Source organism: Ignavibacteriota bacterium, from assembly GCA_016212665.1.
Lineage (GTDB): Bacteria > Bacteroidota > Ignavibacteria > UBA10030 > SZUA-254 > FW602-bin19.
On record JACREZ010000016.1, the window covers coordinates 192,580 to 215,623 of the forward strand.

A 23,044-nucleotide genomic window follows, 5' to 3' on the forward strand; every position below is an offset into this window, starting at 1 on the left:
ATCAATGAATAATTCGGTTGTCATTAATCTTCAGCAGATTAAGAAAAGTTATGATATGGGCGGAGCGGAACAGGTGCAAGCGCTTCGCGGTGTCTCACTTGCAATTCATAAAAACGAATATGTCGCAATTATGGGACCGTCGGGCTCCGGGAAGTCAACACTGATGAACATCATCGGTTGTCTTGATACGCCATCATCAGGACTGTATGAATTCAACGGAGTGAATGTGAGCGAGATGAATGATAATTCACTTGCACGCGTTCGTAATAAAGAAATCGGTTTTGTGTTTCAGACGTTCAACCTTCTTGCCCGCTCCGATTCGTTGCACAATGTTGAACTGCCCCTTATCTATGGCGGCGTCTCTTCGTCGCTGAGAAAGAAAATGGCACATGAAGCGCTGGAGCAAGTCGGACTTGGCGACCGTGTTCACCACAAGCCGAATGAACTTTCGGGCGGACAACGTCAACGCGTTGCAATTGCCCGCGCGCTCGTGAACAAGCCTTCTATTCTGCTGGCTGATGAACCGACGGGAAACCTCGATTCAAAAACCGGTGATGAAATTATGATATTGTTTGAAGAACTTCACGCTCAGGGAAACACGATCATTCTTGTAACGCATGAAGAATACATCGCTGAACACGCACATCGTATTATCCGTATTCGCGACGGCGTCATTGCAAGTGATGAGACTGTTGCGAACAGAAAACTACTTAGTCCGACATTAGCGTAAACTCCCATGCACTTTTGGTTTGAAGTAAAAGAAGGATTAGTGATTGCATTCAGGGCAATCCGCGCAAATAAAATGCGTTCCGTTCTGACAACGCTTGGCATCATCATTGGAATTGTTTCGGTGACGTTGATGGCAACGGCGATCGAAGGAGTGAACCGCGCGTTTGAAAACAGCGCGTCGGCGTTTGGCTCAAAGGTTCTCTACATTCAGAAATTCCCCTGGGTTGGCGGAGATGATTGGTGGAAATACCGGAATAGGAAAGAACTGAAGCCGGAAATGTCAACCTATATTGAACGACATGCAACCCTCATTGATGCTGTCGCGCCCGATGTTACGACTTCGAAAGATGCGACCTACGGAACGCGCTCAATGATTGGTTGCTGGGTGACAGGAACCACCGATGCGTATCAACAAGCATCGGGGACAACCATCATGGACGGAAGATTTTTCAACGAAGATGAATCGGACGGCGGACGACCTGTGTGCGCAATCGGTGCGAACGTTTCGGAGACGTTGTTTCCCGCCGTTGACCCGATTGGTCAGACCATCAAAGTTGCCGGCTATCCTTACAAAGTCGTTGCCGTGTTTGAAAAGCAGGGCGGAATGTTTGGGGAGTTCACTTCAGACAATAGAATTTACATTCCCATCAAATCTTTCATGGACCATTTTGGCTCGCACCATGATGTAACACTGAATGTGAAAGTCGCCAAAGAGGCAGATACTGAGGATGCAAAAGAAGAATTGCGCGGTATTATGAGAAAAGCCCGTCGCCTTACTCCTGTGCAGGAAGATGACTTTAACATCAACGAGCAGGAACTTCTTATGCAGGTGTTCGGAACGATTACCGGAGTTATTGCCGGAGTTGGATTTTTCATTACCGGATTGTCCCTCTTTGTTGGTGGCATCGGAATTATGAATATCATGTTCGTTTCGGTAACGGAACGAACGAAAGAAATCGGAATCCGGAAGGCGATTGGCGCACGGAGAAGAACGATTCTTTTTCAATTCTTAGTCGAGTCGGCAATTATTTGTTTGATTGGCGGTATCATCGGATTGATGATTGCGTATCCGCTCAGCCTACTTGCCGACCAAATTCTCCCGACTGCGATGCCATTATCGGTTGTGTTTCTTGCGTTGTTTGTTTCACTTCTTGTCGGTGTTATTTCCGGTTTTTTGCCCGCGTACAAAGCGGCGAAAATGGATCCTGTTGACGCTTTACGCTACGAATAAAAAGTTCAAAGTTCAAAATTAAAAGTTAAAAATAATTCATGAGGTCTTTTATGACAAATCAAAAAGAAGGGATACAAGAGAGAACGTATGATTTTTCTTTGCGGATAATCAAACTCTGCAAAAGTATTCCAACAACACGCGAGGGGAATATACTTGCAAAGCAAGTGATGCGTTCTGGAACCTCCATCGGAGCAAACGTAGAAGAAGCGACAGGTGCGTTCAGTAAAGATGATTTTACATACAAGATGAACACTGCCTTAAAGGAAGCACGAGAAACTCATTACTGGCTCAGACTCATTCGTGACTCTGAACTTCTTCCGGCAAAACGTATGTCGGATATTATTCAAGAGATTGAAGAAGTGAAGAAAATTCTTGGTGCTATTGTAAGAACATCAAAAAAGAAATAACTTTTCACTTTTCATTTTTAACTTTAAACTCACGTGTATCACTCAGTCGAAACCATCATACTTAACCTGAAGGAAAGTTTCTTCATGGCTCTGAATGCTATTCGCACGAACAAGTTGCGTTCAATCCTGACGCTGCTTGGAATTGCGGTTGGAGTGTTTTCCATTATTGGCGTGATGACTGCGATGGGCGTTTTGTTGAACAGCATTCAGGGGGAGATGAGCGCGCTCGGAGTGAACACATTTCAGGTTCAGAAGTACCCGATGTTCCAAACAGGAAGTGCGAAAGAACAGGCGAGTCTCCGGAACAGAAGAGACATTACGTACGAACAGGCACTGCGAGTCAAAGAAGATGCTTCGCTTGCAAAACTTGTCGGTATGTTTTGTTCTGATTGGGGAAAGATTATTCAATCACCGAGCGGACTGAAAACGAATCCGAACATTTCTCTTTCAGGGCGAGACATCGAAGGATTTACTGCAAACAGTTGGACGATTGGAGATGGAAGATTATATACGCAAAGCGAACTTGAGTCGGGAAAACGAGTGGTCGTGCTTGGGATAGATGTTGTGAAGAAAATTTTTCCACGAGTGAATCCCATCGGAGAAAAAGTCAGAATTGACGGGCATGAGTTTGAAGTTGTCGGCGTTGTTCAGCCGAGAGGAAACATGCTCGGTGGAAACGGGGACAACTTTGCTGTCATTCCTATCACGACGTATTTTGACATCTACGGAAAAAACGAGACGATTCAAATCAAAGTACAATCGAGAGATGCAGAGTCGTATGACGATTGCATGGAACAAACACGCGGCATTTTGCGCGCCGCGCGTCATGTAACTCCCGGCGCTGATGATGATTTTTATTTCTGGTCGAACGATTCGATGATTCAGCAATTCAATGATTTGACAAAGTATGTTCGTCTCGGAATAATGCTGGTGAGCGCAATTGCGCTTCTTGCCGCCGGGGTTGGCATCATGAACATCATGCTGGTCTCTGTTACCGAGCGAACGAGGGAAATCGGAATCCGCAAAGCAATCGGAGCGAAGAAGAGTAATATCCTCACACAGTTTGTTCTCGAAGCGGTCTTACTCAGTGAGTTTGGCGGCGTGGTCGGAATTGTTGTGGGAGTCCTTGCCGGAAACATACTTGCGTTTTCGATGGGAATTCCTCCCGTCGTTCCGTATGATTGGGTGGCAATCGGGTTTCTCAGTTGTTCTGTTGTAGGAATTGTCTTTGGCGTGTATCCTGCATGGAAGGCATCGAACCTTGACCCGATTGAATCGCTCCGTTATGAGTAACGGAGTTAAAAGTTATCAGTTAAAAGTTAAAAGTGTTTGAACACATTTTAACTGAAATCATTTGAAGAAATTTTAACTTTTCATTTTTAACTTTTAACTATCAGTATGAATCGCTCTCTCCACACATTTTTCCTCGAAGTAAAAGAAAGTCTTGTGATGGCGCTTGTTGCCATCCGGACGAACAAACTTCGGTCTTCGTTGACGTTGCTGGGAATAACAGTCGGTGTGTTCTCGATTATTTCCGTGATGACGGCGATGGGAGTATTGGTGAACAGCATCGAGAGCGGGATGAACGATTTGGGAGTAAATACATTTCAAGTACAAAAGAACCCGCGCTTTGGCGGAGGCGGACATGCGCGTGACCGTTCAAAATTCAGAAATCGAAAGAACATTACCTTTGAACAAGGACAGCGAGTGCAGGAACAAACCCCGCTTGCAAAATTAGTCGGTTTGGAATCGTTCAACTTCGGGCGAGTAGTTGTGTCGGATTTCGCGAAGACGAATCCGAACAGTTTGTTGTATGGTGAAAATGTTGAAGGCATTTCGACAAACAACTGGATTGTGGGTGAAGGTCGCGCGTTTACACAGGATGAAGTGAACAGCGCAAGACCTGTTATTATTCTTGGTGACGAAATTGTCAAAAAAGTATTTCCGAAAGTTGATGCGGTCGGGAAATCCGTTCGTGTTGATGGACAAAATTATCAGGTGATTGGCGTGTTTCAACCGAAGGGACAGGCGTTCGGCGGCGGCGGAAATATTATCGTCATCCCGATTACGACATTTTTTTCCGAATACGGAAAAGACCGCTCGGTCAATATCATGGTGCAATCAACGAGTAAAGAGACATACGATGATTGCATCGAACAAGTACGGGGAATTCTCCGGGCGTCGCGCGGCGTACCTCCCGGAGCGGAAGATGATTTCGACATCTGGTCGAATGATTCTCAAATCCGTGAGTTCAACAACGTCACGAAATATGTTCGGATGGGAATTCTCATCATCAGCGCGATTGCTTTGCTTGCCGCCGGCGTCGGTGTGATGAATATTATGCTCGTTTCAGTAACGGAACGGACACGGGAAATCGGAATTCGGAAAGCAATCGGTGCACGAAAGAGTAACATTCTCACGCAGTTTATTCTGGAGGCGATTGTCCTGAGTGAACTCGGGGGATTGCTCGGAATTATTCTCGGAGTTGTCGGAGGAAATGTTGCCGCAATCATGATGGAAGTTCCTCCGGTTATTCCGTGGGATTGGGCGGCAATCGGATTTGGTATTTGCTCACTCATCGGGATTGTATTCGGCGTCTATCCTGCGTGGAAGGCATCGAACCTTGACCCGATTGAATCCCTGCGTTATGAATAACGCAGAGTTAAAAGTTATCAGTGAAAAGTTAAAAGTGTCTGAACACAATTTTAACTGAAATCATTTGAAGAAATTTTAACTTTTCATTTTTAACTTTTAACTGTACTATATGCATCACTCCTTAGAATCAATATTTCTCAGCATCAAAGAAAGCCTCGTCATGGCGTTAGTCGCCATCAAGACGAACAAACTTCGTTCGTTTCTCACGTTGCTGGGGATCGCTGTCGGTGTTTTTTCTATTATCGGCGTTATGACAGCGATGGGCGTGCTGGTGAATTCAATCGAAAACGGGATGACGCAACTTGGCGCTCACACATTTCAGGTTCAGAAATATCCCGCATTCGGGCATGGCGGACCGCGTGAACGAGTCAAGTACCGCAACAGACGTAACATTTCGTATGAAGAGGGATTACGCGTGAAAGAAAATGCATCATTGGCAAATGTTGTCGGACTGGAAGTATGGTCAGGCAGAAAGATTGTGAAAAGCCCGGAAGGGACAAAGACAAATCCCAATGTCGGCGTTGCCGGTGAAGACCTTGATGGAATGACGACGAACAATTGGCTTATCGGCGAAGGACGCATGTACACGAGTGAAGAATATGCGTCGGCGAAAAGTGTTGCCATTCTTGGGATGGAGGTTGTGAGAAAATTATTTCCGCACGGCAACGCAATCAATCAGAAGATTCAAATTGATGGCGAACAGTATGAGGTCATCGGTACGATTGAAGAAAAAGGAGGAATGCTCGGTGGGAATCAGGATAATTTTCTTATTATTCCGCTTACTGCGTTTTTTCAGAAGTACGGCAAAGACCGCAACGTAAATATCATGGTGCAGTCAACAAGTGTGGAAACATTCGATGATTGTGTTGAGCAGGTGCGGGGTATTTTACGCGCCGCCCGCAAAGTTGACCCGGGCGATGATGATGATTTCGAAATCTTCTCGAATGATTCAATGATTGCACAGTTCTCCGAGATGACAAAATATGTACGGCTTGGAATTTTACTTATCAGTGCGATTGCGCTTCTTGCCGCAGGTATCGGCATCATGAACATCATGCTCGTTTCCGTAACAGAACGAACGAGAGAAATCGGCATCCGGAAGGCGATTGGCGCGCGGAAGAGCAACATCCTGACGCAGTTTATTCTTGAAGCAATCATGTTGAGTGAAATCGGAGGTATTATCGGAATTGTTCTTGGTGTAGTGCTTGGAAATATTCTTGCAGTTCAACTTGAAGTACCTCCCATTATTCCGTGGAACTGGGTTGCAATTGGTTTTGTCGCCTGCTCAGTTATTGGAATTACGTTTGGGGTCTATCCCGCGTGGAAAGCATCGAACCTTGACCCGATTGAGTCGTTGAGGTATGAATGATGGTTTATGTTAACCAATCCTCAAATGTAATATCATTTCCTGCTATGTCTTTTAGTGGATTCATTTTGTCGTGAGTGACGAAAATTAGATTATATGTCATGGCTACAGCGCAAAGCCAAACGTCGTTTTCTTGTACCTGCAATTCTTTAGAAGTTGTAGGGTTAATCCATTCTTCAACTCTGTTCTTTTTAGATTTCCCCTTTTTATCTTTAGGTGCATATTTATCAAAAAGTCTTCCTCGAAGAATACCATATGTTTCGGTGACATAAGGATTAATATCTAAGATAGGGAATTGATTAACTGTATATCTTATAAGTTGATGTTGTTCTGCGTTAGGAGTTGGTGAGATGTTTAGACCATATTCTATTTCCCCTTTAGTAATAACAGATAGGAAAATTTTTGAAGAAGTTTGAAGTCCTTTTATTTTGCTTTGAAGTTTCAAACATTCGGGTGAAATACAACCGTTTTTCATCTCAAGATAACAAGGAATAATGTTTGTATCTATTAAGTAGTCGCGCATTAACCTTCAATGTCCACAGTTTTCAAATGCTTGATTAATCTTTTGTCTATATTTGGAAGTCGTTCAAAGATTTTCTTGGGTGTACTTTCTTGATATTGCCGAGAAAGATAAATGTGAAGTGGGATCCATGATTTGAATTCTGGAGGGTAATAACCTTTGAATTCAAAAGGAACGGGGCGTTGTCTTCCCCAAAAAATATCTAATAGTTTTCTTTCTAAACGTGGGGGAAGAGCATACAATTTTAGAACCTCTGCGTCAATTTGTAATAATATATCCTTTGCGTCGTTAATTAAATCCGATGGAACGTTAATATATTCTGACACTAAAGAAGAAATAGTATTGAGTTGAATGTTATGAATCTGGGGAATTGGTATACCGGAATACGCTCGCTTAGGAATACCGCGCTGTGAACTGAAACCATATATGAAAGCTTGAGCTAAAGGTGAGTTTAACAATGCAGCTAGTATTTCGACATTTATCTGGTCATTTTTTGGCCAGACAGCATAAAAATCTCTTGAAATTATTCTACTCTCGTTATCAATAATAGCAGCATAACGCCATGCGTGGCGGGACATTCTTCCTGCGGGGATAACCACCTTTGGTTTTTTCCAGTCAAGCTCCCATGCACCAAGTGCTCGATAACGGCGAAGTTCTTTCTCTGTCGCCATATAAACTGTATCCTGACAGAAGAATTGAAAGAATTTATTTGTTACATTAACAATAGCCGGTGATGAATTTTCAAAAGGCTTCTGTTTTATATAATTATTAATTTTCCCATCAACAATTCTAGGTTCGTATTGTACACCTATTTTTATATCAGCAATACTACTGAGGGTTGGGAGCCACTGTAGATTATCCCAAATTTCCTTTAGAAATGGAACGACAAGTTGTCCCTTCATTTGTTGTGTAAAGTATATGGATGGTACTGTCTCCTCCCAAGTCGTTTGATAATTTTTTTCAAAATCCTTTCTATTTTGATCGCGGACTTCGCGATAAACAGTTGTTATTATTCTCTGCTTTTCGGTTCGTTTGGCAACCACAACTGCCGTCTCTGAATCCGCATGTTTGAATATTTTATCGGGTAACGTTGTAATAGAAATGATTTCAAAACCATTTAGAATACTTTCGCGTTCTTTTCGATAATCAGAGCCATCAAGGAATGAGCGTGGTAATACTAGACCTATAAAACTTCCTTTGGATAATTTGGGAAACACTCTACGTAACAAAAGAGCAGGTTTGGGAACATTATGACCGGATTCCTTTTGTACCTCAAAAGGAGGGTTCCCAACAAGTATCGAAATATTCGATACCAATTTCTCAAGATTATTATTTTCGAATACATCCTGGCATTGAATATTCCAACCATTTGATTCAGGGAAATCTGCTAATGTTAGGCACATTCTTGCAACTTGCGTTGCAAATTCATCTTTGTCGTTTCCAATAAGGTGTTCAATGAAAAATTTGTGCCTTTGTTTTCCACTCCAGTCTCTTGGCAATAATCCTCTCATTCTTCTCATAGCGGCAATTAAGAAGATACTATGGCCACACATAATATCTCCCACATTCCATTTCGCACGCGGTATATCCTCAAAGGGAATTTGCCCTAAAATGTAGTCAGCAAGGTAGGGTGGCGTACTATGTATGCCAAGCTCTTTTCGTGCTTCGGAAGTTACGAGAGTATTTTCATAAACATACGTGAGCGAATCAACTGACAAATTTCTAAAAGAAAAACTATCACCAATCTCGGTTGAGATATCTTTCAATAATGATGAAGGTATGTTTAGAGAGAGAGTATTAAATTTATCGTTGTAATAATCCTGAACGGATTTCAGTGTTTCACGAGGCTGTGAAAAATCAATATCAAGATTAGGTACTATCTTGCTATCTTTCAAGAGTTTTGCCGTAAGTAACTTGAAGATAAGATCAAAAATCCCTCTATCAGGAATTTTTGTTTTGGAGAGTTTTTGATGGTTTACAATTATATTAAGAACGCGTTTGATAAGCGTATCTATTTTCCCCGATGCTTCATGCTCTAAGGCTTGGAGTAAGCCTAAATCAATAAAATCATATTGTTGAGGAATCGGCTTTAAGTTTCCAAGTCCGAGTTTATATCGAATCAGTGCGTCCGGATTCCACGTCTTTCTATGCTCTTTAATTAACTTTACTAAATTATCAGTTGGAAAACGTTCAATAAAGACAGGGGCTCTTTCAGCATTTACCCACCGCTCGGTTTGCCCATTTATGATAATAAAATATTGGGTAGCTCCGAAAGAGCGAAAATTTTTCGCAACTGACTCTGTGTCAGTAGCGTTATCTGAAAAATGGATACCAAAGCAAGCGGAACGGTAATTCAATGGTTCTTGACCATAAATACCAAGATGTATTTTTCTTAATAAAGCATTTTGAGAAAAAAAATCCGTAAACTCACAATCTTTTTTGATCAAATTGCGGGTATATCCGATATCAGTAAAAGCGTTGACAATATGTTGAACGTTATGTTCCAAATCTGGAAAATGTTGTATAAAAAATAATCTGAATGAGGTTTCTATATTAAAAGGGAGACAGTTATAGCCTGAATGACTGTTTGAAATATAGCCATTCACAAGATTAACACAAAGAATAACCACTGAATTATTTCAGTTTGATAAATTGAACAGTGGCAAGGTTTCGTATTAGTGGTATTGCAACTTAAACTTCTTATTTTAAAGGGATTCCATAATCATTATTAAAAAATAATTCATTGGCTCATTCTACACTTGTCAATGCTTAAACCTTCTCCAGTGCCTGCCCAATATCCCAAATCAAATCTTCCGCATTTTCTACGCCGACAGAGAGACGAACAAGTTTCTCGGAAATCGAGAGCATCTTTTTTTCTTCCGGTTCGACATCAATGTGTGTCATGGTCGCAGGATGCTCGGCGAGGGATTCCGTGCTTCCGAGACTGACGGCAAGTTTAATCAATTTCAAATTGTTCAGAAATGTAAACGCTTCTTTCTCTCCGCCTTTGATATCAAAGGAAATCATCGCGCCGGGGGAGAGACATTGCTTTTTGTAGATTGCATATTGCGGGTCAGTTTCTTTCAACAATCCTAAGTAATAGACTTTTTCAACTTTGGGATGATGAACAAGAAACTCAGCAACTTTTTGTGCGTTGTTCATTTGTTGTTCCATTCGCACCTTCAATGTTTCAAGACTGCGAAGCAACAGCCAGCCTGTCCACGGTCCTGCCATGTTTCCAAGGAATGTTCGGAGAACGCGAACACGAAGGATAAGCGGCGCAGAACCGAGAGCCGCGCCTGCAATCACATCGCTGTGTCCGCCGATGTATTTCGTGGCTGAGTAGAGAACAATATCCACTCCGTGTTTCAGCGGATGTTGGTACAACGGACCTAAGTACGTGTTATCAACAGCGACATAACATTTCTTTTCTGTGGTTGAAAATTCATCAGCAATTTCTCTGCACAGTTCAAAGTCAATAAGAGCGTTGGTTGGATTTGCCGGTGTTTCCACATAGATGAACGCGAGTTTGTTCGCCTTGCCTGTCGCCTTCACTCTGTTGATGATCGTTTCTTTTGATTCTCCCGCATAAAACTCCACCGATTCGATTCCGTATTTCACCAACACTTTTTTGATGAAGTGGTCAGTTCCTCCGTACAAGGGACAACTGTACAAGAGTAAATCGCCGGGATAGAGGAACTCCAAGAGGACAGTTGTAATCGCCGCCATGCCGCTTTCAAAGACGGCGCAATCTTCCGCGCTATCCCAGAGTGAGAGACGGTTTTCTAAAATTTCAAGGTCGGGATTATTGATGCGGCTGTAAATCAGTCCGAGTTCTTCAGTGGCACCTTTCTCGCGCAAACCGTAGGCGACTTCAAAAAACGCCTTACCTTCCTCCGCAGATTTGAAAACAAATGTTGATGTTTGAAAGATGGGACATTTAATTGCGCCTTCAGATAAGGATGGCTTGTATCCATACGACATCATCAGGCTTTCGGGGTTCAAATTTTTCTTTTCCATGAATATTTCTCTTTCTGTATTTCAGTGTTTTGTAAATTGTCATTTGCCTACGGCTCGTAGAGTCAATAGTCATTGGTCATTAGTCATTAGTACTCTGTTCTCTGTACTTAGCGCATTGATGTCCAACTGTAAACAGAAAACTGTCAACCGTCAACTACTCATACCTGTCTAACTTAAATTTTTCTCCAAGATACAACCGTCTCGCTTCCGGGTCGTTAGCAAGTAGTTCTGCACTGCCGGACATGAGAATCCTTCCTTCAAACAAAAGATATGAGCGGTCGGTGATGGAAAGTGTTTCGTGCACGTTGTGGTCGGTGACGAGGACGCCAATGCCGCGGTTTTTCAAATCATGCACAATGCGCATGATTTCTTCGACAGCAATCGGGTCAATGCCGGCAAAGGGTTCATCGAGCAGAATGAATTTCGGTTCGGTGGCAAGCGTGCGTGCGATTTCCGTTCGTCGGCGTTCGCCGCCGGAAAGCATGTAGCCCTTACTTTTTGCAAGATGGCTGATGCCAAATTCTTCCAGCAACTGGTCGCACCGTTCCTCGCGGCGTTTGCGGCTCATGCTCATCATTTCAAGAATTGCCATGATGTTTTGTCGCACTGTAAGTTTCCGGAAGATGGATGCTTCCTGCGGCAGATAACCAATGCCCATGCGGGCGCGTTTGTACATTGCCTTGCGGGAAATTTCCTCTTCACCAAGAAACACTTTCCCTTCCGTCGGACGAATCATTCCGACAATCATATAAAATGTCGTGGTTTTTCCGGCTCCGTTCGGTCCCAGCAACCCGACGACTTCGCCCTGTTTTACATCAACACTGACATCGTTGACGACGAGCCGCTTTTTGAATCGCTTCTGTAATCCTTTTGTCCAGAGAGTTTTGTTCTCGTTTTGTAATTCTTCTGACACGTGTTATCGTTTGATTATTGTTTTCAACTTCCGGTTAAATCCGGTAAGATTGTATTCTTCTTCTTTCCCCGTGACCAATCGTTCGGGAACATATTTTCCCTCAACACCGCCGACGACTTTCAGTTGGTCAATTCTGCCATCGAAAAAAGAAATCGTTACATGGTCGCCTGTCGTATTATTGAATCCGTTCGGAGTTGTATCATCGAACAAAAAATAAAGAATTGTTGCGGTTCTGTCAACTTCGATGCGCTCAATTTTTTTTGAATGGAAAAACATCGTGAGGTCCTGTCCGCTCAGTTGATGGAACCGTTTCGGGAGCGTAAGGTCTGCTTCCGAGATGGCAAAGGAATGTCCCCGAACGTACATCGTTTTTAATTGTCGCTTGTCCAACTTGATGAACATCGAATCGCCGGATGATTGTGTTGTTGTGCCGTTGGTTTGCGTGTACCAGACGAACGGTGAACGGCGGAGTTGAATGCTGTCGAGTTTCGTGTAGAAAATTCCGCTCCCGGCTTCTGCGGCAATTTCGCTTCTGTTCATGACGACATTTCCGGTGGCAACCAATCGTTGAAGCGTATCCTGATATGTTTCCATCGTATCGGCAACGATGATGAGGGTATCGGAAATTCCGTTGGATGTATCAACGCTGAACGCCCGCGGGTGTTCGAGCATCCTGCTGTATTTTGTGCTACGGTAATTTTCAAAATGGTCGCCGGTGATGGTCATGTTACTTTCATTTCCTTTGATGGAAACATTTCCCTCGGCGATTGTTTTTTGCTCGTTCCGGTAGTACGTCAACACATCAGAAAACATTACGCTCGAGGTATCATACACCTTGACGTTCTCTTTGAAGTATGCTATTTTGTCGTTGGAGTAATACGTTCCTTGGTCAGCGTAGAGTGTCATTGTTCTATCGTCAAGCCGGACTCGCCCGTATGCTTCGGCAACACGGGTGTTCCCGTAGTACACTCCCTGATTGGCAACCATCGTCATGCTGTCTTCCGTAACAACGACTTCCCCTTCAAGCGTTGCCTTGTTGCTTTGCAAAAACTGAATCGCTTTTCTGCATGTCACGGTTGTTCGTCCGTGAGTGAATTTTACATTGCCGATAAGTTGCCGCGCCCGTTCGCCGTTGATATCCATCCCGATCAAACTGTCTGCGTGATGAAGATAAATCAGGTTATCGCTCTGCGCATTTGCATGAGACACAAGCAGAAACGCGGCGACGAGAATTACTCCAATCCTCCAATCCTCCAAAATTCCAGTCAGTAGTTCCAGTTTCATTGGTCGGTTTTTGCTTGCCCTGTTACTCTGAAGATAGTATAATTCCGAAGCCCTCGGTCGGATTCAAATCCGTGTCCCTGAATGTGTTCGGTTGGTGAAGTGATATCCACAAATTTTTGTGTGTGAACTTTCTTCCGGTAATTACTCCAGAAGAGTTCATCTGTTTTCAAGACGGTTCCGCTATCGGAAACAACGACGACATCCCCGTGTGCTTCGAGGTCTTTCGTTACATCGTCCACTTTCCCGGTCTTTGCCGTCATAACGGAAGTGTGTCGTTCCTGTTCATCATAAAAATCAACTACAATGTTTGAATCGAACAATGTGTAACGCTTGTCGGCGTAGGAGGCAATGTGTCCCGCTTTCAGGATTGCCACTAATTTTCCTGAGTCGGTGAATGTGATGGTCGTGTTCCAACTTTCCTGAGTCGGAAGGTCTTTGCCGACGATAGTGTTCGTTACTGCCGGTTTGAGTTTTTCTTCACAGCCGGTAAGTGCGATGAGCGTTGAGCAGAGAGCGAGGATGAAGAGATTTGAGATTTGCGTTTTGAGATTTGCGTAGAAAGCAGGATGAAGTAAATCATAATTATATTTATGATTGTTTTGCATTTTGCATTTTGATTTTTTCATTGATTCTCGTTTCCGAATCCTGCCTTCACTAATTCATGAAGGTGAATCATGCCGACGGGGCGATTGCCGGAATCAACGACAATGAGTTGCGTGATGGAGAATGCTTCCATCTCGTTCAACGCAAGTTCGGCGAGAAGGTCTTTGGAGATAGTTTTCGGTCGTTTCGTCATCGCCATTTCGGCGGTGATGTTGGTAACGTCCGTCGTTTTCTGAAGCAAACGCCGTAAGTCTCCGTCGGTAATGATTCCGATAAGATTGTCATTCGCATCAACGACACACGTCGCGCCGAGTCGTTTAGAGGTTATTTCAAGAATCGCATCGCGGAGCGGGACAGTATTCTGAACTTTCGGGACAGCATCCCCCGTCATCATCAATTCTTCAACTTTCAAGAGTAACCGCTTCCCGAGATTTCCGCCCGGATGGAACATGGCAAAATCTTCCCGCGTGAAGTTTCGCTTATCTAACAAGGCAATTGCCAGCGCATCGCCCATGACAAGCATCGCTGTTGTTGAAGCAGTCGGAGCGAGGTCGAACGGACACGCTTCTTCACGTACGCTCACATCCAGCACAACGGAAGAATGTTGCGCGAGTTTGGAACCGGGATTTCCCGTCATTAAAATTATCGGAACACCGATGCGTTTGAATAACGGAATCAATTGTTGAAGTTCATTCGTGTCGCCGCTTTTGGAAAGACACAACACAACGTCCTCGCTTCGAACCATCCCAAGGTCTCCGTGAATTGCATCGGACGGATGGAGAAACATCGAAGGTGTTCCGGTAGAGTTGAACGTGGCGACAATTTTTCTTGCAATCAACCCGGATTTTCCCATTCCCGATACGACAATTCTCCCTTTGCAAGTGAACATCGTCTCGACTGCAATGGCAAAATTCTCGTCAATCCGATTTTGTAACTCCGTCACGGCATCTAATTCGATGCGAACGACTTCTTTTCCTTTTTTGATTGCTTGTTGATGCCCGGTCATATCAGGTTCTTTGCTTTCAAAATCATATCGAGAACTTCGCGCACTGCGCCGCGCCCGCCTTCTTTTTTTAATACAATGTGAACATGCTTTTTGACTTCATCCATCGCATTTGCCGGAGCGAAGGAAAGCCCGACGGTGTTCAACAACGGCACATCAAATTCATCATCGCCGATGAAACAGGCTTCGTAATCTTCGAGATGATATTTCTGTTTGATTTCTTTGTACGCCGCGACTTTATCCATCCTGCTTTGATACACGTCGGCAATCTTCAATCGCTGTGCGCGATGGTCAACCGATTTTGAGGTGCGACCGGAAATGATGGCAAACAAAATTCCATGCTCACGTGCCCGTGCAATTCCATAGCCATCGTGAACATCGAAACTCTTGTACTCAATTCCCCGCGCGTCAATGATGATGCGTCCGTCCGTCAGCACACCGTCAACATCCATGATGACGATGCGAATCTGTTTCAGTTTTTCTTTCAGTGTTGTTGAAGAAGGTTTCTTCGCCGGCATGTTACTTCTTTACAACTTCATCAATAGCGATAACTTGCCTCAGCAATTCTTCGAGCAAATCAAGTTTCAACTGACTTGCCGCATCGCTTTTTGCTTTCGCCGGGTTCGGATGTGTTTCGATGAACAACCCGTCGAGCCCGACCGCCGCGCCGGCACGCGCAAGCGGGAAAATAAATTCCGGCTGTCCGCCCGATTTGCTATTCGCTCCCCCGGGAAGTTGTACCGAATGAGTTGCATCTAAAATTACGGGATACCCAAGCGAACGCATAATCACCAGTGAACGCATATCAACGACTAAATTGTGGTAGCCGAATGTTGTGCCCCGTTCGGTGAGCATGATGTTGTTGTTCCCGGTCGCTTCAATTTTTTTTGCCTGATGTTTCATATCTTCCGGCGCCATGAATTGACCTTTTTTGATGTTGACAATTTTCCCGGTCTTACCCGCCGCCTGAAGCAAATCCGTTTGCCTGCAGAGAAACGCGGGAATCTGAATGACATCGGCAACTTCCGCCGCGATGGCAACTTCCTGCTCCGTGTGAACATCGGTAAGAATCGGAACTTCAAACTCGCGTTTTACATCCGAGAGAATCTTCAACGATGTTTCCATTTCAAGCCCGACGAATGAGTCGCCGCTTGTTCTGTTTGCTTTTTTGTAGGACGATTTGAAAATGAACGGGACGTGAAGCCGTTCGGTGATTTGTTTAATCCGCCCGGCAGTTTTAAAAGTAATTTCTTTTCCTTCAATGACACAAGGACCGGCGACCAAAACGACCGGATGACCGTCGCCAATAGAAAAATCGTCCAGACGAATAAAGGGTTGTTTGTTCTTCATGGAATAATAATGATACCGTGTTCCGTCACTCCGCGTGTTGCTGAAAACTCAAATCCGCCGATATGATATTGCAACGTACCGGCAGGGAGCGTGAACGTGCTGTCCCATATTCCCGATTCATTTGCAGTAATACTGAACATTGTATCGGGTGTTTGGCTGAATAACCGGAGTGAAGTTGTTTGAAACGAACGTTCTGCTTTGCTTCGATTTAAAAATTGAAATCGCAGTCTGTAGTTCTCGGTAAGTGTTGTATCGGAGATGACTCGAATAGTTTTTCTGAAACTGCCGTAATTCCCGATGACGGCAATTTGATATGTACCGTGCCGCGAGAATTTTACCGAAGCCGAAACAGTCTGCACGCTGTACACTGCCGGGCAGACTTGCTGTGGAACTTGATGAATAATAGGTTGAAGGTTCACATTACCGGAGGAATCGTACGTGACAATGAGTTTCTTAAATGTCCCGCCGCAGATGTTTGGGAAACTGAGTTTGACCGGAACCTGTGTGTTTTCCTGAGCGGTGTCGGGTGTTACAAGCGCAAGCACATCGCCGACGACATCCGTTTCATTTGAAGTTTCAGGAAATGAAAGCGGTTCGCACCCGGACAAGAAAATGAGAACAAGGGTGAGAATGAGAAAAACGTATTTCATTGCTGAATAAAGTACAAAAATGAGAGCGAAGTACCAAAGAGAAATCGTTCTCAATTTATTTCATAACAATGAGTTTTATTGTTTGATGATGACGTTCGGCTCCGTCTTTTTCTGTGACTTTCATTGTCGCAATATAAATGCCGCTCGGTAATTTGTCGGCATCGAAATGTTCGATGTAGGTTCCAGCCGGACGGAATTCTTTTGTCAGGACAGAGACTTCTCTTCCAAGCATATCATACACTGCAAGTTTTACAAAGCCCGCTTCCGCAAGTTGCATCTCAATATGCGTGACAGGATTGAACGGGTTCGGATAATTTTGTTTGAGTAAAAACCGTTCCGGAAGAGTTTGTTCATCGTGTTGAATACCAACAGGACTTGATTGATACCCGCGGATTTCTATGTCATCAATGTACCAGCCATCGCGATGGTCAGTGCCGTTGGATAAAAGACGAAACCGTATCCAGACGGAGTCATCAATAAATTCTGTCACATCAAATTCCTGCCGCACCCATTCCATCCCCGGCGTGTAGCCATCGTATCCCCACAACCCGGAACTTTGCCTGTCTCTGCCTGAAGATCTTCGGGAGAGAGAGGAGTGAAGTGAATACCATGTTTCATTATCGGTAGAAACTTCTACCAAGCCATAGTCAAACAACGGTTGAATTGCCCATGTCGTCCATAACGACAATGTCACGCGGGAATAATTACTCAAGTCTAACGGTGTTGCGAGTTGAAGAATGCTGTTTGCCATAGAAGGATAATTTCCAAAAGGACTATCGGCAAATGAAGAAGGCGAACTGTGGAATGTTGTAGTCATTCCCCAATTATTCGTGTTCCAGTTTTGGAGGTCGTTCGAACCGTCGTCTGAAAAAATCAACGTCGAAGGTTCAACGCGGAGAGTGAACGTATCGAGAAGAGCATAGCCGCTTGTGTCAGCAATCGAAATAAAAATCCTGAACTCGTTTCCGGCGGAGACAGAATCATGAACTTCACCGGAAAAATTAACCGGCATGGTAATCAGCGATGGAAAGTACTCGATGGTTTTCGAAGGGGAACTCCAGTGCAGTTCGGTTTCGGAATTGATGGAAATAGTCAAATCAAAAATATCTTCTAATCCTTTGTTTCTTACTGTCACCGAAAAATCAAACGGTTCTCCGGCTTCAAGGGAACCATTGTTGTTTTGGTCCAGAACCTGCACATCAAGAATGACCGGGTATTTTCCTGCAACATACGCGATGTTAATATTCGAGTTCAGGTTTTCCTTTGCAAAAGGAAGAATCAAAGAAGTTGAGGGCCAGAAAGAAGTTCCGACTTCCGGCGTCATGGCATAGGTGATGGGTTTAGAAACGTCACCGTACATATAGTCATCTGAATTTCCTCTTGTTCCGTAATGGACTGTCTGCAAATCTGTTCCCGTGAGGTATCGGTTCTCTGCTGTCATATCGAACGCGAATTCGCGAAACACTATCGAATCAGCCGATTCCCGTGTAAGAAATCCCCAAGGATAAATTAAATATTCACCAAATGTATGATAGTTCAATGCGGTTCGTATCGTGTGGTGTTCCATGAATTTTTTTATTGATTGATTCTCCGGTTCGGAGAATGGGGCTGTTCCACGATACGTATCATCAGCCGGATTCGTTCCGGAACCATTATTGGAAGAATTCCACATGTACTCGGGTCCGTAGTTTCTGTTCGGGTCAACACCGAAGGTTCCGTCTCCGTTGTTGCGACGATTCTTTCTCCAAAATCCGCCGCCTCCGGGATTTGTTGTTTGATTGTAAACATATCCGTCAGGATTGACAACGGGAATAAACCAAAGTTGTCTCTGGTTGACAAGATATGTCGCTGTCGTATTTGTCCCGTAATGTTCGAGAAGCCACCACATGTAATAGAGAACGGTCATCATTCCTTCCGGTTCACGCGCATGGTGAAGCGCAGTATATAACACTTCCGGTTCGTTTGTTTCTGTTTGATTCGGATTATCGGAAATTTTCACTGCCCACAACGCGCGTCCTTCGTTCGATGTCCCGATGCTTTCCCTGACGGTAATGAAGTTCGGATAAAGTAACTGCATCGTATCGAGTTGTTGTTTCACTTCATTGTACGTGTAGTAGCCGCCCATACTTCCGTACCCGAAGCCGAGCGCGTTGAATGCGCCTTTGTGAAGTTGTTGTGCGTAATGTTTCTCCACATCATCAATGAGAACGGTGTACAAAATATTTTTCTTTGATAATTGTTCGAGCGCATACGGGTCTGCGACAAATTCCATCGCGCCGCCGATGGTCCCTGTTGTTCCTTCATGGTCAATGCCCGATTCAAAGATGCGGGTAAGCGTTGCTTCATCGGGGACAAGGATGCGAATTTGTTTGTACGTTCCGCGATTGTCTGTTGCATGAAGAAGTGTGGAAATGAGAAGAAGGAGGAGAGATAATTGGTATTTCATGGGTTGCTTGTCAATGAGAAAAATTCAATGCAAATATAGCCAAAGACTTGAACAATTGCAGATTTTGACGTTCCCCGAAACGATTGTATTTTCATTCCCGATGAACGCTGCAAACCTGCATCATGAAAACTTCGCGTTGGAAAATGTTCATGGTGATATAATTTTCGGAGATATTCGATATCATGATGATGGAGTGAAAAAGCCGTGCGTTATCATCTGCCACAGTTTTATGGCGTTTAAGAATTGGGGATTTTTTCCGTATCTTTCACGCCGAATTGCTGAAGCAGGATTCGTTTCCGTCATCTTCAATTTATCTTTGAATGGTGTTGAAGGAGACGGAAACCGCATCACCGATTTCGACAGGTTCGCGCGGAATACATTCACGCGGGAACTTGAAGATGTGCAAACGGTTGTTGATGCGTGTGTGAGCGGAATAATCGGTCGCTATGTGATTGATGTTGAGCGAATCGGGTTGCTCGGTCACTCGCGTGGCGGTGGAATTGCAATTGTTCACTCGGCGAACGACAAAAGAATACAATCACTGGTGACGCTTTCATCCATTGCTACATTTGACCGATGGCGCGAGGATCAAAAAACAGAATGGAAGAAACACGGTGTTCTTCCTCTTGCGAAAGATTCAACGGTGAGTCCGTTACGATTGGGCTTAGACTTGTTGAATGATTTGGAAACGAACAGCGAACGATTGAACATCATCCAAGCCGCATCACAAATTTCAATTCCGTGGCAGATTGTTCACGGCAAAGCAGATGTCACGGTTTCATGCAAAGAAGCCGAAGCGTTGTATCAGGCATCGAACAAGACAAGAAGTGAATTGTTGTTGCTGGAAAAAGTAGGTCACCTGTACAATGCGGCAACACAAGAAGAAGACAAGTATCAAACACTTGATAGAATTTTAGAACAGACAATACAATTTACCCAACGAACGTTGTAAAGGAAAATTATGAATCAAACTAAATCAATGACAACATTTTTCCCCGTCGCCGAAACAAAAGTAGTTACTCAGGCGTTGTGGATTGCAGGCTTTGCAGTCCTCACTGCAGTCGGCGCGCAGATTGAAGTACCGCACCAACCGGTTCCCTACACCATGCAGACATTTTTTGTATTGCTTTCCGGCGCGTTGCTCGGAAAACGAAACGCAGCATACAGTCAATTAGTGTATCTCGCTCTCGGCGTACTCGGACTTCCGGTGTTTGCTCAATTCGGTTTCGGTGTTGCCCGCTTGCTCGGACCGACCGGCGGATACCTTCTCAGTTTCCCCGTTGCGGCATTTGCCGTCGGGTATATCATTGATAAAAACAAAAATTTCTGGTGGACTGCATTTGCGATGGTTGTCGGCTCTCTCTTTATTTTCAGCCTGGGAACGTTGCAATTGCAAATCCATTATTACCGCGAATGGGTTCAATCATTTGTTCATGGCTTTTTGATTTTCTCATGGTGGGATGTATTGAAAATTTCCGGCGCGTCCGTGCTTGCTCATCAACTGAGAAAACTCCATTCGGAAAAATGATGGTATGAGTAATCTTCCGCCCCAAGAAAACAGCGACGAAGTCTGGGATGAATTCAAATGGGAGGAGTTCATGCAACAGCAAGACCGCAAGGTTGACAAACTCATGGAGTTGATGGAGAAGTATCACGAAGACCCGAACTGCGACGATATCATCGCGCGGGAAATGGGATGGACGGCGTTGATGGAACAAGATACCTCGGACGATACCGAAGAATGGAACAGATTATCCGAGTTGGACGACGATGACGATCTGGAAGGCGAAGAGTGGAAAGCTGCCGCAGGGATTGAGGAGAATGAAAATATACGGGAGGAAAAAATGTATAAGCAACTCCCCGCCTTCAGACTTGCACATGAATTCGGTTTGCGCGCCTTCCGGTTTGCCGAACAACTCCCTGAAAAATCGAGAGAAGATTCCGATGTTGTAGATTTTGTTTCCAACGCGATGATTCCTGCCGCGAAACTTGCCGGCGGTGCAAGTTTCGATGATGATACAGATATGCTCGGAGGAAGCATTGCCTACTGCAAACGCGGACTCAATGCCGCCAATAAATGCATCGAAGCATTACAATCAATGAAAGAACGGAAGTTGCTCGATGAAGCATCGTACATGTCGCTCTTCAAAGATGCAAAAGAAATGCGGGATGCAATTGCGGTGTATGTTTTGGAGTTGAGGGAAAGGTTTAGAGGAGGGAGTTGAAGTGAGACCGAAGCAAATTGATAGGAAAGATAGTGATTTCTGGGATTCTTTTTCTCGGGAACAAAAGAAAGAAATTGAATTGGCTTGGAAAATGAGCGACGATGAACAGCAACTTGTTAGTCATGAACAAGTTATGCGTGAGGCGAAAGATCTGATTTTACAATCTTAACTTCATACACACCGCCGACGCACAACAATTCATCCGAAACTCACTCGATGATGCAATCTCACCTGTAACTTCCTCTCTGTTAATTTTTGTAAATCCTTTTCGTGCAAAGTATATCTCAGCCGTGTTGGTGAACAAGTACAATTCTGTAAGTTGCTTTTCTTTGGCGATACTAATGAGTGAGTTATATAGTTTTGTCCCGATTCCTGATTTCTGAAATTCAGGAAGAACGGCGGCAGAGCGAAGTAATCCGACTGTGCCTGCCGCAGGCATGGCGGAAGGATACACCTCTAAACCAATCGTACCGATAATGGTATTTTCAACTTCAGCAACAAGAAAATTTCCAACGTGTTCGGCAACTCCTTCAATTGGTAAACTTACTTGGTGGAGGAGAGAATGGATATTGGGTAAGTCGTTTTGTGTTGCAGTTCGGATGTTCATTGGTTTCAAGGGCCAATCACTTCACATGAAAAAAGAGAAATATCTTTCGAGTTGCTTTTTTTTGAATTTACGTGAGGGGCACATTCTTAAAACTCGAAAGCAGGAACGCTCAAGTTTCGTTTTGGTTGGCGGTTGTCAAGTAGTTGTTCAATTTTTTCCAAAATTGGACCGTCGAAATATTTCTCACCGCATTGATTGCAAACCCATGCAGGTACGTTCTCAACAACTCCAATAAGTTCTTCCTTAGAAGTTTGAATTTTTGTAACCGTTCTTTGCTCTAATAAACCACCACACAGGAAACAGTATTCGATTGTATCATTCATAAATATTTATTTCTCTTGGATTTTTCTAAGAACATTGACGGAAAAATGTACTTATTTAGATTCTTCTTTCCAACACTCTCACCTGCCACATCAGCGTACTGTTCCTGTATGTTTGTTTGAATCCCCGCTTTTCAACTTCTCGAATGACTGCATCCCAATCGTGCCAATAGGGACGGAACACCCACTTGAATGTTGTTCCGAGTAAAATCAATCCATGGAAACTTGTCTTCACAAGAATGTTGGGATTGGGATACGTGAACGCATACGCTTGTTTTGATTTCATCGAAGATTGTTCAAGCAAGTCAAGAATGTTTTCGTAACAGCAGACGACTTTATCAAGGACGACAATATCGGCTTCAGGGACGACTCCGTTCATTTGCACAACATCACCGAGGAGGTAGTTTGTGTTGTGTTCCAAGCCGAGTTCGAGCGAAAGCCGTTTTGCGCCGTTCAACATTCCTTCCGAAATATCAATGCCGGTTGCAAACGACGCGCCTTTCTTCAACATCGTAAGATGCAGTCCGCCGACTCCGCACCCGATTTCCAGAATGGATTTTCCTTTAAGTCCGAGCGAAGAGATTCCTTCGAGCAAGAGTCGTTGCTCTTTCGCCAATCCCTTTTTTCTGAATTGCTTCAGGTAACGGTCGGATTGCTTTGTGAAAAATTTATCGGTACCGGACAGTGTTTGTGTTTGACAACAGTTCATAAAGGT

General features: G+C 44.1%; 24 protein-coding genes. 10 read left to right on the plus strand and 14 right to left on the minus strand.

Annotated features, from left to right (window positions below; all coding sequences use genetic code 11):
- Window positions 1-4: 4 nt before the first annotated feature.
- From HY960_05615 to HY960_05640, 6 genes are all read left to right on the plus strand, one after another.
- Window positions 5-730, plus strand: a complete 726-nt coding sequence (locus HY960_05615) for an ABC transporter ATP-binding protein (GenBank protein MBI5215211.1) — start codon at window positions 5-7, stop codon at window positions 728-730.
- 6 nt (window positions 731-736) lie between these two features.
- Window positions 737-1,960 carry an ABC transporter permease gene (locus HY960_05620; protein MBI5215212.1) on the plus strand — a complete coding sequence of 408 codons (1,224 nt, stop codon included), beginning with the start codon at window positions 737-739 and terminating at the stop codon, window positions 1,958-1,960.
- Between the two features lie 50 nt (window positions 1,961-2,010).
- Window positions 2,011-2,367: a four helix bundle protein gene (locus tag HY960_05625; GenBank protein MBI5215213.1), complete on the plus strand. Its 357-nt coding sequence runs from the start codon at window positions 2,011-2,013 to the stop codon at window positions 2,365-2,367.
- Between the two features lie 84 nt (window positions 2,368-2,451).
- Entirely contained in the window at window positions 2,452-3,660 is a 1,209-nt protein-coding gene (locus HY960_05630) for an ABC transporter permease (protein MBI5215214.1), read from the plus strand.
- Between the two features lie 105 nt (window positions 3,661-3,765).
- On the plus strand, window positions 3,766-5,022 hold the full coding sequence (locus tag HY960_05635; protein MBI5215215.1) for an ABC transporter permease: 1,257 nt from the start codon (window positions 3,766-3,768) through the stop codon (window positions 5,020-5,022).
- A gap of 109 nt (window positions 5,023-5,131) precedes the next feature.
- Window positions 5,132-6,391, plus strand: a complete 1,260-nt coding sequence (locus HY960_05640; protein ID MBI5215216.1) for an ABC transporter permease — start codon at window positions 5,132-5,134, stop codon at window positions 6,389-6,391.
- Window positions 6,392-6,395: 4 nt separating this feature from the next.
- Here the strand turns inward: HY960_05640 and HY960_05645 are convergent, their stop codons facing one another.
- The 11 genes from HY960_05645 to HY960_05695 form a co-directional block, all read right to left on the minus strand.
- On the minus strand, window positions 6,396-6,911 hold the full coding sequence (locus tag HY960_05645) for a hypothetical protein (protein MBI5215217.1): 516 nt from the start codon (window positions 6,909-6,911) through the stop codon (window positions 6,396-6,398).
- On the minus strand, window positions 6,911-9,514 hold the full coding sequence (locus HY960_05650; GenBank protein ID MBI5215218.1) for an N-6 DNA methylase: 2,604 nt from the start codon (window positions 9,512-9,514) through the stop codon (window positions 6,911-6,913). The genes HY960_05645 and HY960_05650 overlap by 1 nt, the downstream gene beginning before the upstream one ends.
- Window positions 9,515-9,677: 163 nt before the next feature.
- Complete coding sequence (locus HY960_05655) at window positions 9,678-10,928, minus strand: cystathionine gamma-synthase family protein (GenBank protein MBI5215219.1); 1,251 nt, start codon at window positions 10,926-10,928, stop codon at window positions 9,678-9,680.
- A 154-nt stretch (window positions 10,929-11,082) separates the two neighbouring features.
- Complete coding sequence (gene lptB, locus HY960_05660) at window positions 11,083-11,841, minus strand: LPS export ABC transporter ATP-binding protein (GenBank protein MBI5215220.1); 759 nt, start codon at window positions 11,839-11,841, stop codon at window positions 11,083-11,085.
- A gap of 3 nt (window positions 11,842-11,844) precedes the next feature.
- Window positions 11,845-13,125 carry a hypothetical protein gene (locus HY960_05665; protein ID MBI5215221.1) on the minus strand — a complete coding sequence of 427 codons (1,281 nt, stop codon included), beginning with the start codon at window positions 13,123-13,125 and terminating at the stop codon, window positions 11,845-11,847.
- A complete protein-coding gene (gene lptC, locus HY960_05670) occupies window positions 13,122-13,751 on the minus strand; it encodes an LPS export ABC transporter periplasmic protein LptC (protein MBI5215222.1) in 630 nt (209 codons plus the stop codon). Before lptC ends, HY960_05665 begins: the two co-directional genes overlap by 4 nt.
- A complete protein-coding gene (locus HY960_05675; GenBank protein MBI5215223.1) occupies window positions 13,748-14,734 on the minus strand; it encodes a KpsF/GutQ family sugar-phosphate isomerase in 987 nt (328 codons plus the stop codon). The genes lptC and HY960_05675 overlap by 4 nt, the downstream gene beginning before the upstream one ends.
- Window positions 14,731-15,249, minus strand: coding sequence for an HAD hydrolase family protein (locus tag HY960_05680; protein MBI5215224.1), 519 nt, complete (start codon window positions 15,247-15,249; stop codon window positions 14,731-14,733). The genes HY960_05675 and HY960_05680 overlap by 4 nt, the downstream gene beginning before the upstream one ends.
- 1 nt (window position 15,250) lies before the next feature.
- Complete coding sequence (kdsA, locus tag HY960_05685; GenBank protein ID MBI5215225.1) at window positions 15,251-16,081, minus strand: 3-deoxy-8-phosphooctulonate synthase; 831 nt, start codon at window positions 16,079-16,081, stop codon at window positions 15,251-15,253.
- The gene (locus HY960_05690) at window positions 16,078-16,731 is read right to left on the minus strand and encodes a hypothetical protein (protein ID MBI5215226.1); all 654 of its coding nucleotides are present in this window, start codon (window positions 16,729-16,731) and stop codon (window positions 16,078-16,080) included. Before HY960_05690 ends, kdsA begins: the two co-directional genes overlap by 4 nt.
- Window positions 16,732-16,786: 55 nt before the next feature.
- Window positions 16,787-19,177, minus strand: a complete 2,391-nt coding sequence (locus tag HY960_05695) for a T9SS type A sorting domain-containing protein (protein MBI5215227.1) — start codon at window positions 19,175-19,177, stop codon at window positions 16,787-16,789.
- A 100-nt stretch (window positions 19,178-19,277) separates the two neighbouring features.
- Here HY960_05695 and HY960_05700 point away from each other — a divergent pair, with 100 nt between their 5' ends.
- From HY960_05700 to HY960_05715, 4 genes are read left to right on the plus strand one after another with little or no spacing between them, the layout of a single operon-like run.
- Window positions 19,278-20,129 carry a dienelactone hydrolase family protein gene (locus HY960_05700; protein MBI5215228.1) on the plus strand — a complete coding sequence of 284 codons (852 nt, stop codon included), beginning with the start codon at window positions 19,278-19,280 and terminating at the stop codon, window positions 20,127-20,129.
- A 9-nt stretch (window positions 20,130-20,138) separates the two neighbouring features.
- The gene (locus HY960_05705; GenBank protein ID MBI5215229.1) at window positions 20,139-20,705 is read left to right on the plus strand and encodes a biotin transporter BioY; all 567 of its coding nucleotides are present in this window, start codon (window positions 20,139-20,141) and stop codon (window positions 20,703-20,705) included.
- A 4-nt stretch (window positions 20,706-20,709) separates the two neighbouring features.
- On the plus strand, window positions 20,710-21,402 hold the full coding sequence (locus tag HY960_05710; GenBank protein MBI5215230.1) for a hypothetical protein: 693 nt from the start codon (window positions 20,710-20,712) through the stop codon (window positions 21,400-21,402).
- 1 nt (window position 21,403) lies between these two features.
- On the plus strand, window positions 21,404-21,571 hold the full coding sequence (locus HY960_05715) for a hypothetical protein (protein ID MBI5215231.1): 168 nt from the start codon (window positions 21,404-21,406) through the stop codon (window positions 21,569-21,571).
- Here HY960_05715 and HY960_05720 read toward each other — a convergent pair.
- From HY960_05720 to HY960_05730, 3 genes are all read right to left on the minus strand, one after another.
- Window positions 21,560-22,009 (minus strand): GNAT family N-acetyltransferase, encoded by a 450-nt coding sequence (locus tag HY960_05720; protein ID MBI5215232.1) that lies wholly within the window; start codon window positions 22,007-22,009, stop codon window positions 21,560-21,562. The genes HY960_05715 and HY960_05720 overlap by 12 nt on opposite strands.
- A gap of 86 nt (window positions 22,010-22,095) precedes the next feature.
- Complete coding sequence (locus tag HY960_05725; GenBank protein ID MBI5215233.1) at window positions 22,096-22,332, minus strand: type II toxin-antitoxin system MqsA family antitoxin; 237 nt, start codon at window positions 22,330-22,332, stop codon at window positions 22,096-22,098.
- A 55-nt stretch (window positions 22,333-22,387) separates the two neighbouring features.
- Window positions 22,388-23,038, minus strand: a complete 651-nt coding sequence (locus tag HY960_05730; protein ID MBI5215234.1) for a methyltransferase domain-containing protein — start codon at window positions 23,036-23,038, stop codon at window positions 22,388-22,390.
- Window positions 23,039-23,044: the final 6 nt, after the last annotated feature.

What these genes read in the sequence shown, in the direction of transcription:
- HY960_05615 (MBI5215211.1), top strand. Translation starts at nt 5, where the DNA reads ATGAATAATTCGGTTGTCATTAATCTTCAGCAGATTAAGAAAAGTTAT.
- HY960_05620 (MBI5215212.1), top strand. Translation starts at nt 737, where the DNA reads ATGCACTTTTGGTTTGAAGTAAAAGAAGGATTAGTGATTGCATTCAGG.
- HY960_05625 (MBI5215213.1), top strand. Translation starts at nt 2,011, where the DNA reads ATGACAAATCAAAAAGAAGGGATACAAGAGAGAACGTATGATTTTTCT.
- HY960_05630 (MBI5215214.1), top strand. Translation starts at nt 2,452, where the DNA reads ATGGCTCTGAATGCTATTCGCACGAACAAGTTGCGTTCAATCCTGACG.
- HY960_05635 (MBI5215215.1), top strand. Translation starts at nt 3,766, where the DNA reads ATGAATCGCTCTCTCCACACATTTTTCCTCGAAGTAAAAGAAAGTCTT.
- HY960_05640 (MBI5215216.1), top strand. Translation starts at nt 5,132, where the DNA reads ATGCATCACTCCTTAGAATCAATATTTCTCAGCATCAAAGAAAGCCTC.
- HY960_05645 (MBI5215217.1), bottom strand. Translation starts at nt 6,911, where the DNA reads ATGCGCGACTACTTAATAGATACAAACATTATTCCTTGTTATCTTGAG.
- HY960_05655 (MBI5215219.1), bottom strand. Translation starts at nt 10,928, where the DNA reads ATGGAAAAGAAAAATTTGAACCCCGAAAGCCTGATGATGTCGTATGGA.
- HY960_05665 (MBI5215221.1), bottom strand. Translation starts at nt 13,125, where the DNA reads ATGAAACTGGAACTACTGACTGGAATTTTGGAGGATTGGAGGATTGGA.
- lptC (MBI5215222.1), bottom strand. Translation starts at nt 13,751, where the DNA reads ATGAAAAAATCAAAATGCAAAATGCAAAACAATCATAAATATAATTAT.
- HY960_05675 (MBI5215223.1), bottom strand. Translation starts at nt 14,734, where the DNA reads ATGACCGGGCATCAACAAGCAATCAAAAAAGGAAAAGAAGTCGTTCGC.
- HY960_05680 (MBI5215224.1), bottom strand. Translation starts at nt 15,249, where the DNA reads ATGCCGGCGAAGAAACCTTCTTCAACAACACTGAAAGAAAAACTGAAA.
- kdsA (MBI5215225.1), bottom strand. Translation starts at nt 16,081, where the DNA reads ATGAAGAACAAACAACCCTTTATTCGTCTGGACGATTTTTCTATTGGC.
- HY960_05690 (MBI5215226.1), bottom strand. Translation starts at nt 16,731, where the DNA reads ATGAAATACGTTTTTCTCATTCTCACCCTTGTTCTCATTTTCTTGTCC.
- HY960_05695 (MBI5215227.1), bottom strand. Translation starts at nt 19,177, where the DNA reads ATGAAATACCAATTATCTCTCCTCCTTCTTCTCATTTCCACACTTCTT.
- HY960_05700 (MBI5215228.1), top strand. Translation starts at nt 19,278, where the DNA reads ATGAACGCTGCAAACCTGCATCATGAAAACTTCGCGTTGGAAAATGTT.
- HY960_05705 (MBI5215229.1), top strand. Translation starts at nt 20,139, where the DNA reads ATGAATCAAACTAAATCAATGACAACATTTTTCCCCGTCGCCGAAACA.
- HY960_05710 (MBI5215230.1), top strand. Translation starts at nt 20,710, where the DNA reads ATGAGTAATCTTCCGCCCCAAGAAAACAGCGACGAAGTCTGGGATGAA.
- HY960_05720 (MBI5215232.1), bottom strand. Translation starts at nt 22,009, where the DNA reads ATGAACATCCGAACTGCAACACAAAACGACTTACCCAATATCCATTCT.
- HY960_05725 (MBI5215233.1), bottom strand. Translation starts at nt 22,332, where the DNA reads ATGAATGATACAATCGAATACTGTTTCCTGTGTGGTGGTTTATTAGAG.
- HY960_05730 (MBI5215234.1), bottom strand. Translation starts at nt 23,038, where the DNA reads ATGAACTGTTGTCAAACACAAACACTGTCCGGTACCGATAAATTTTTC.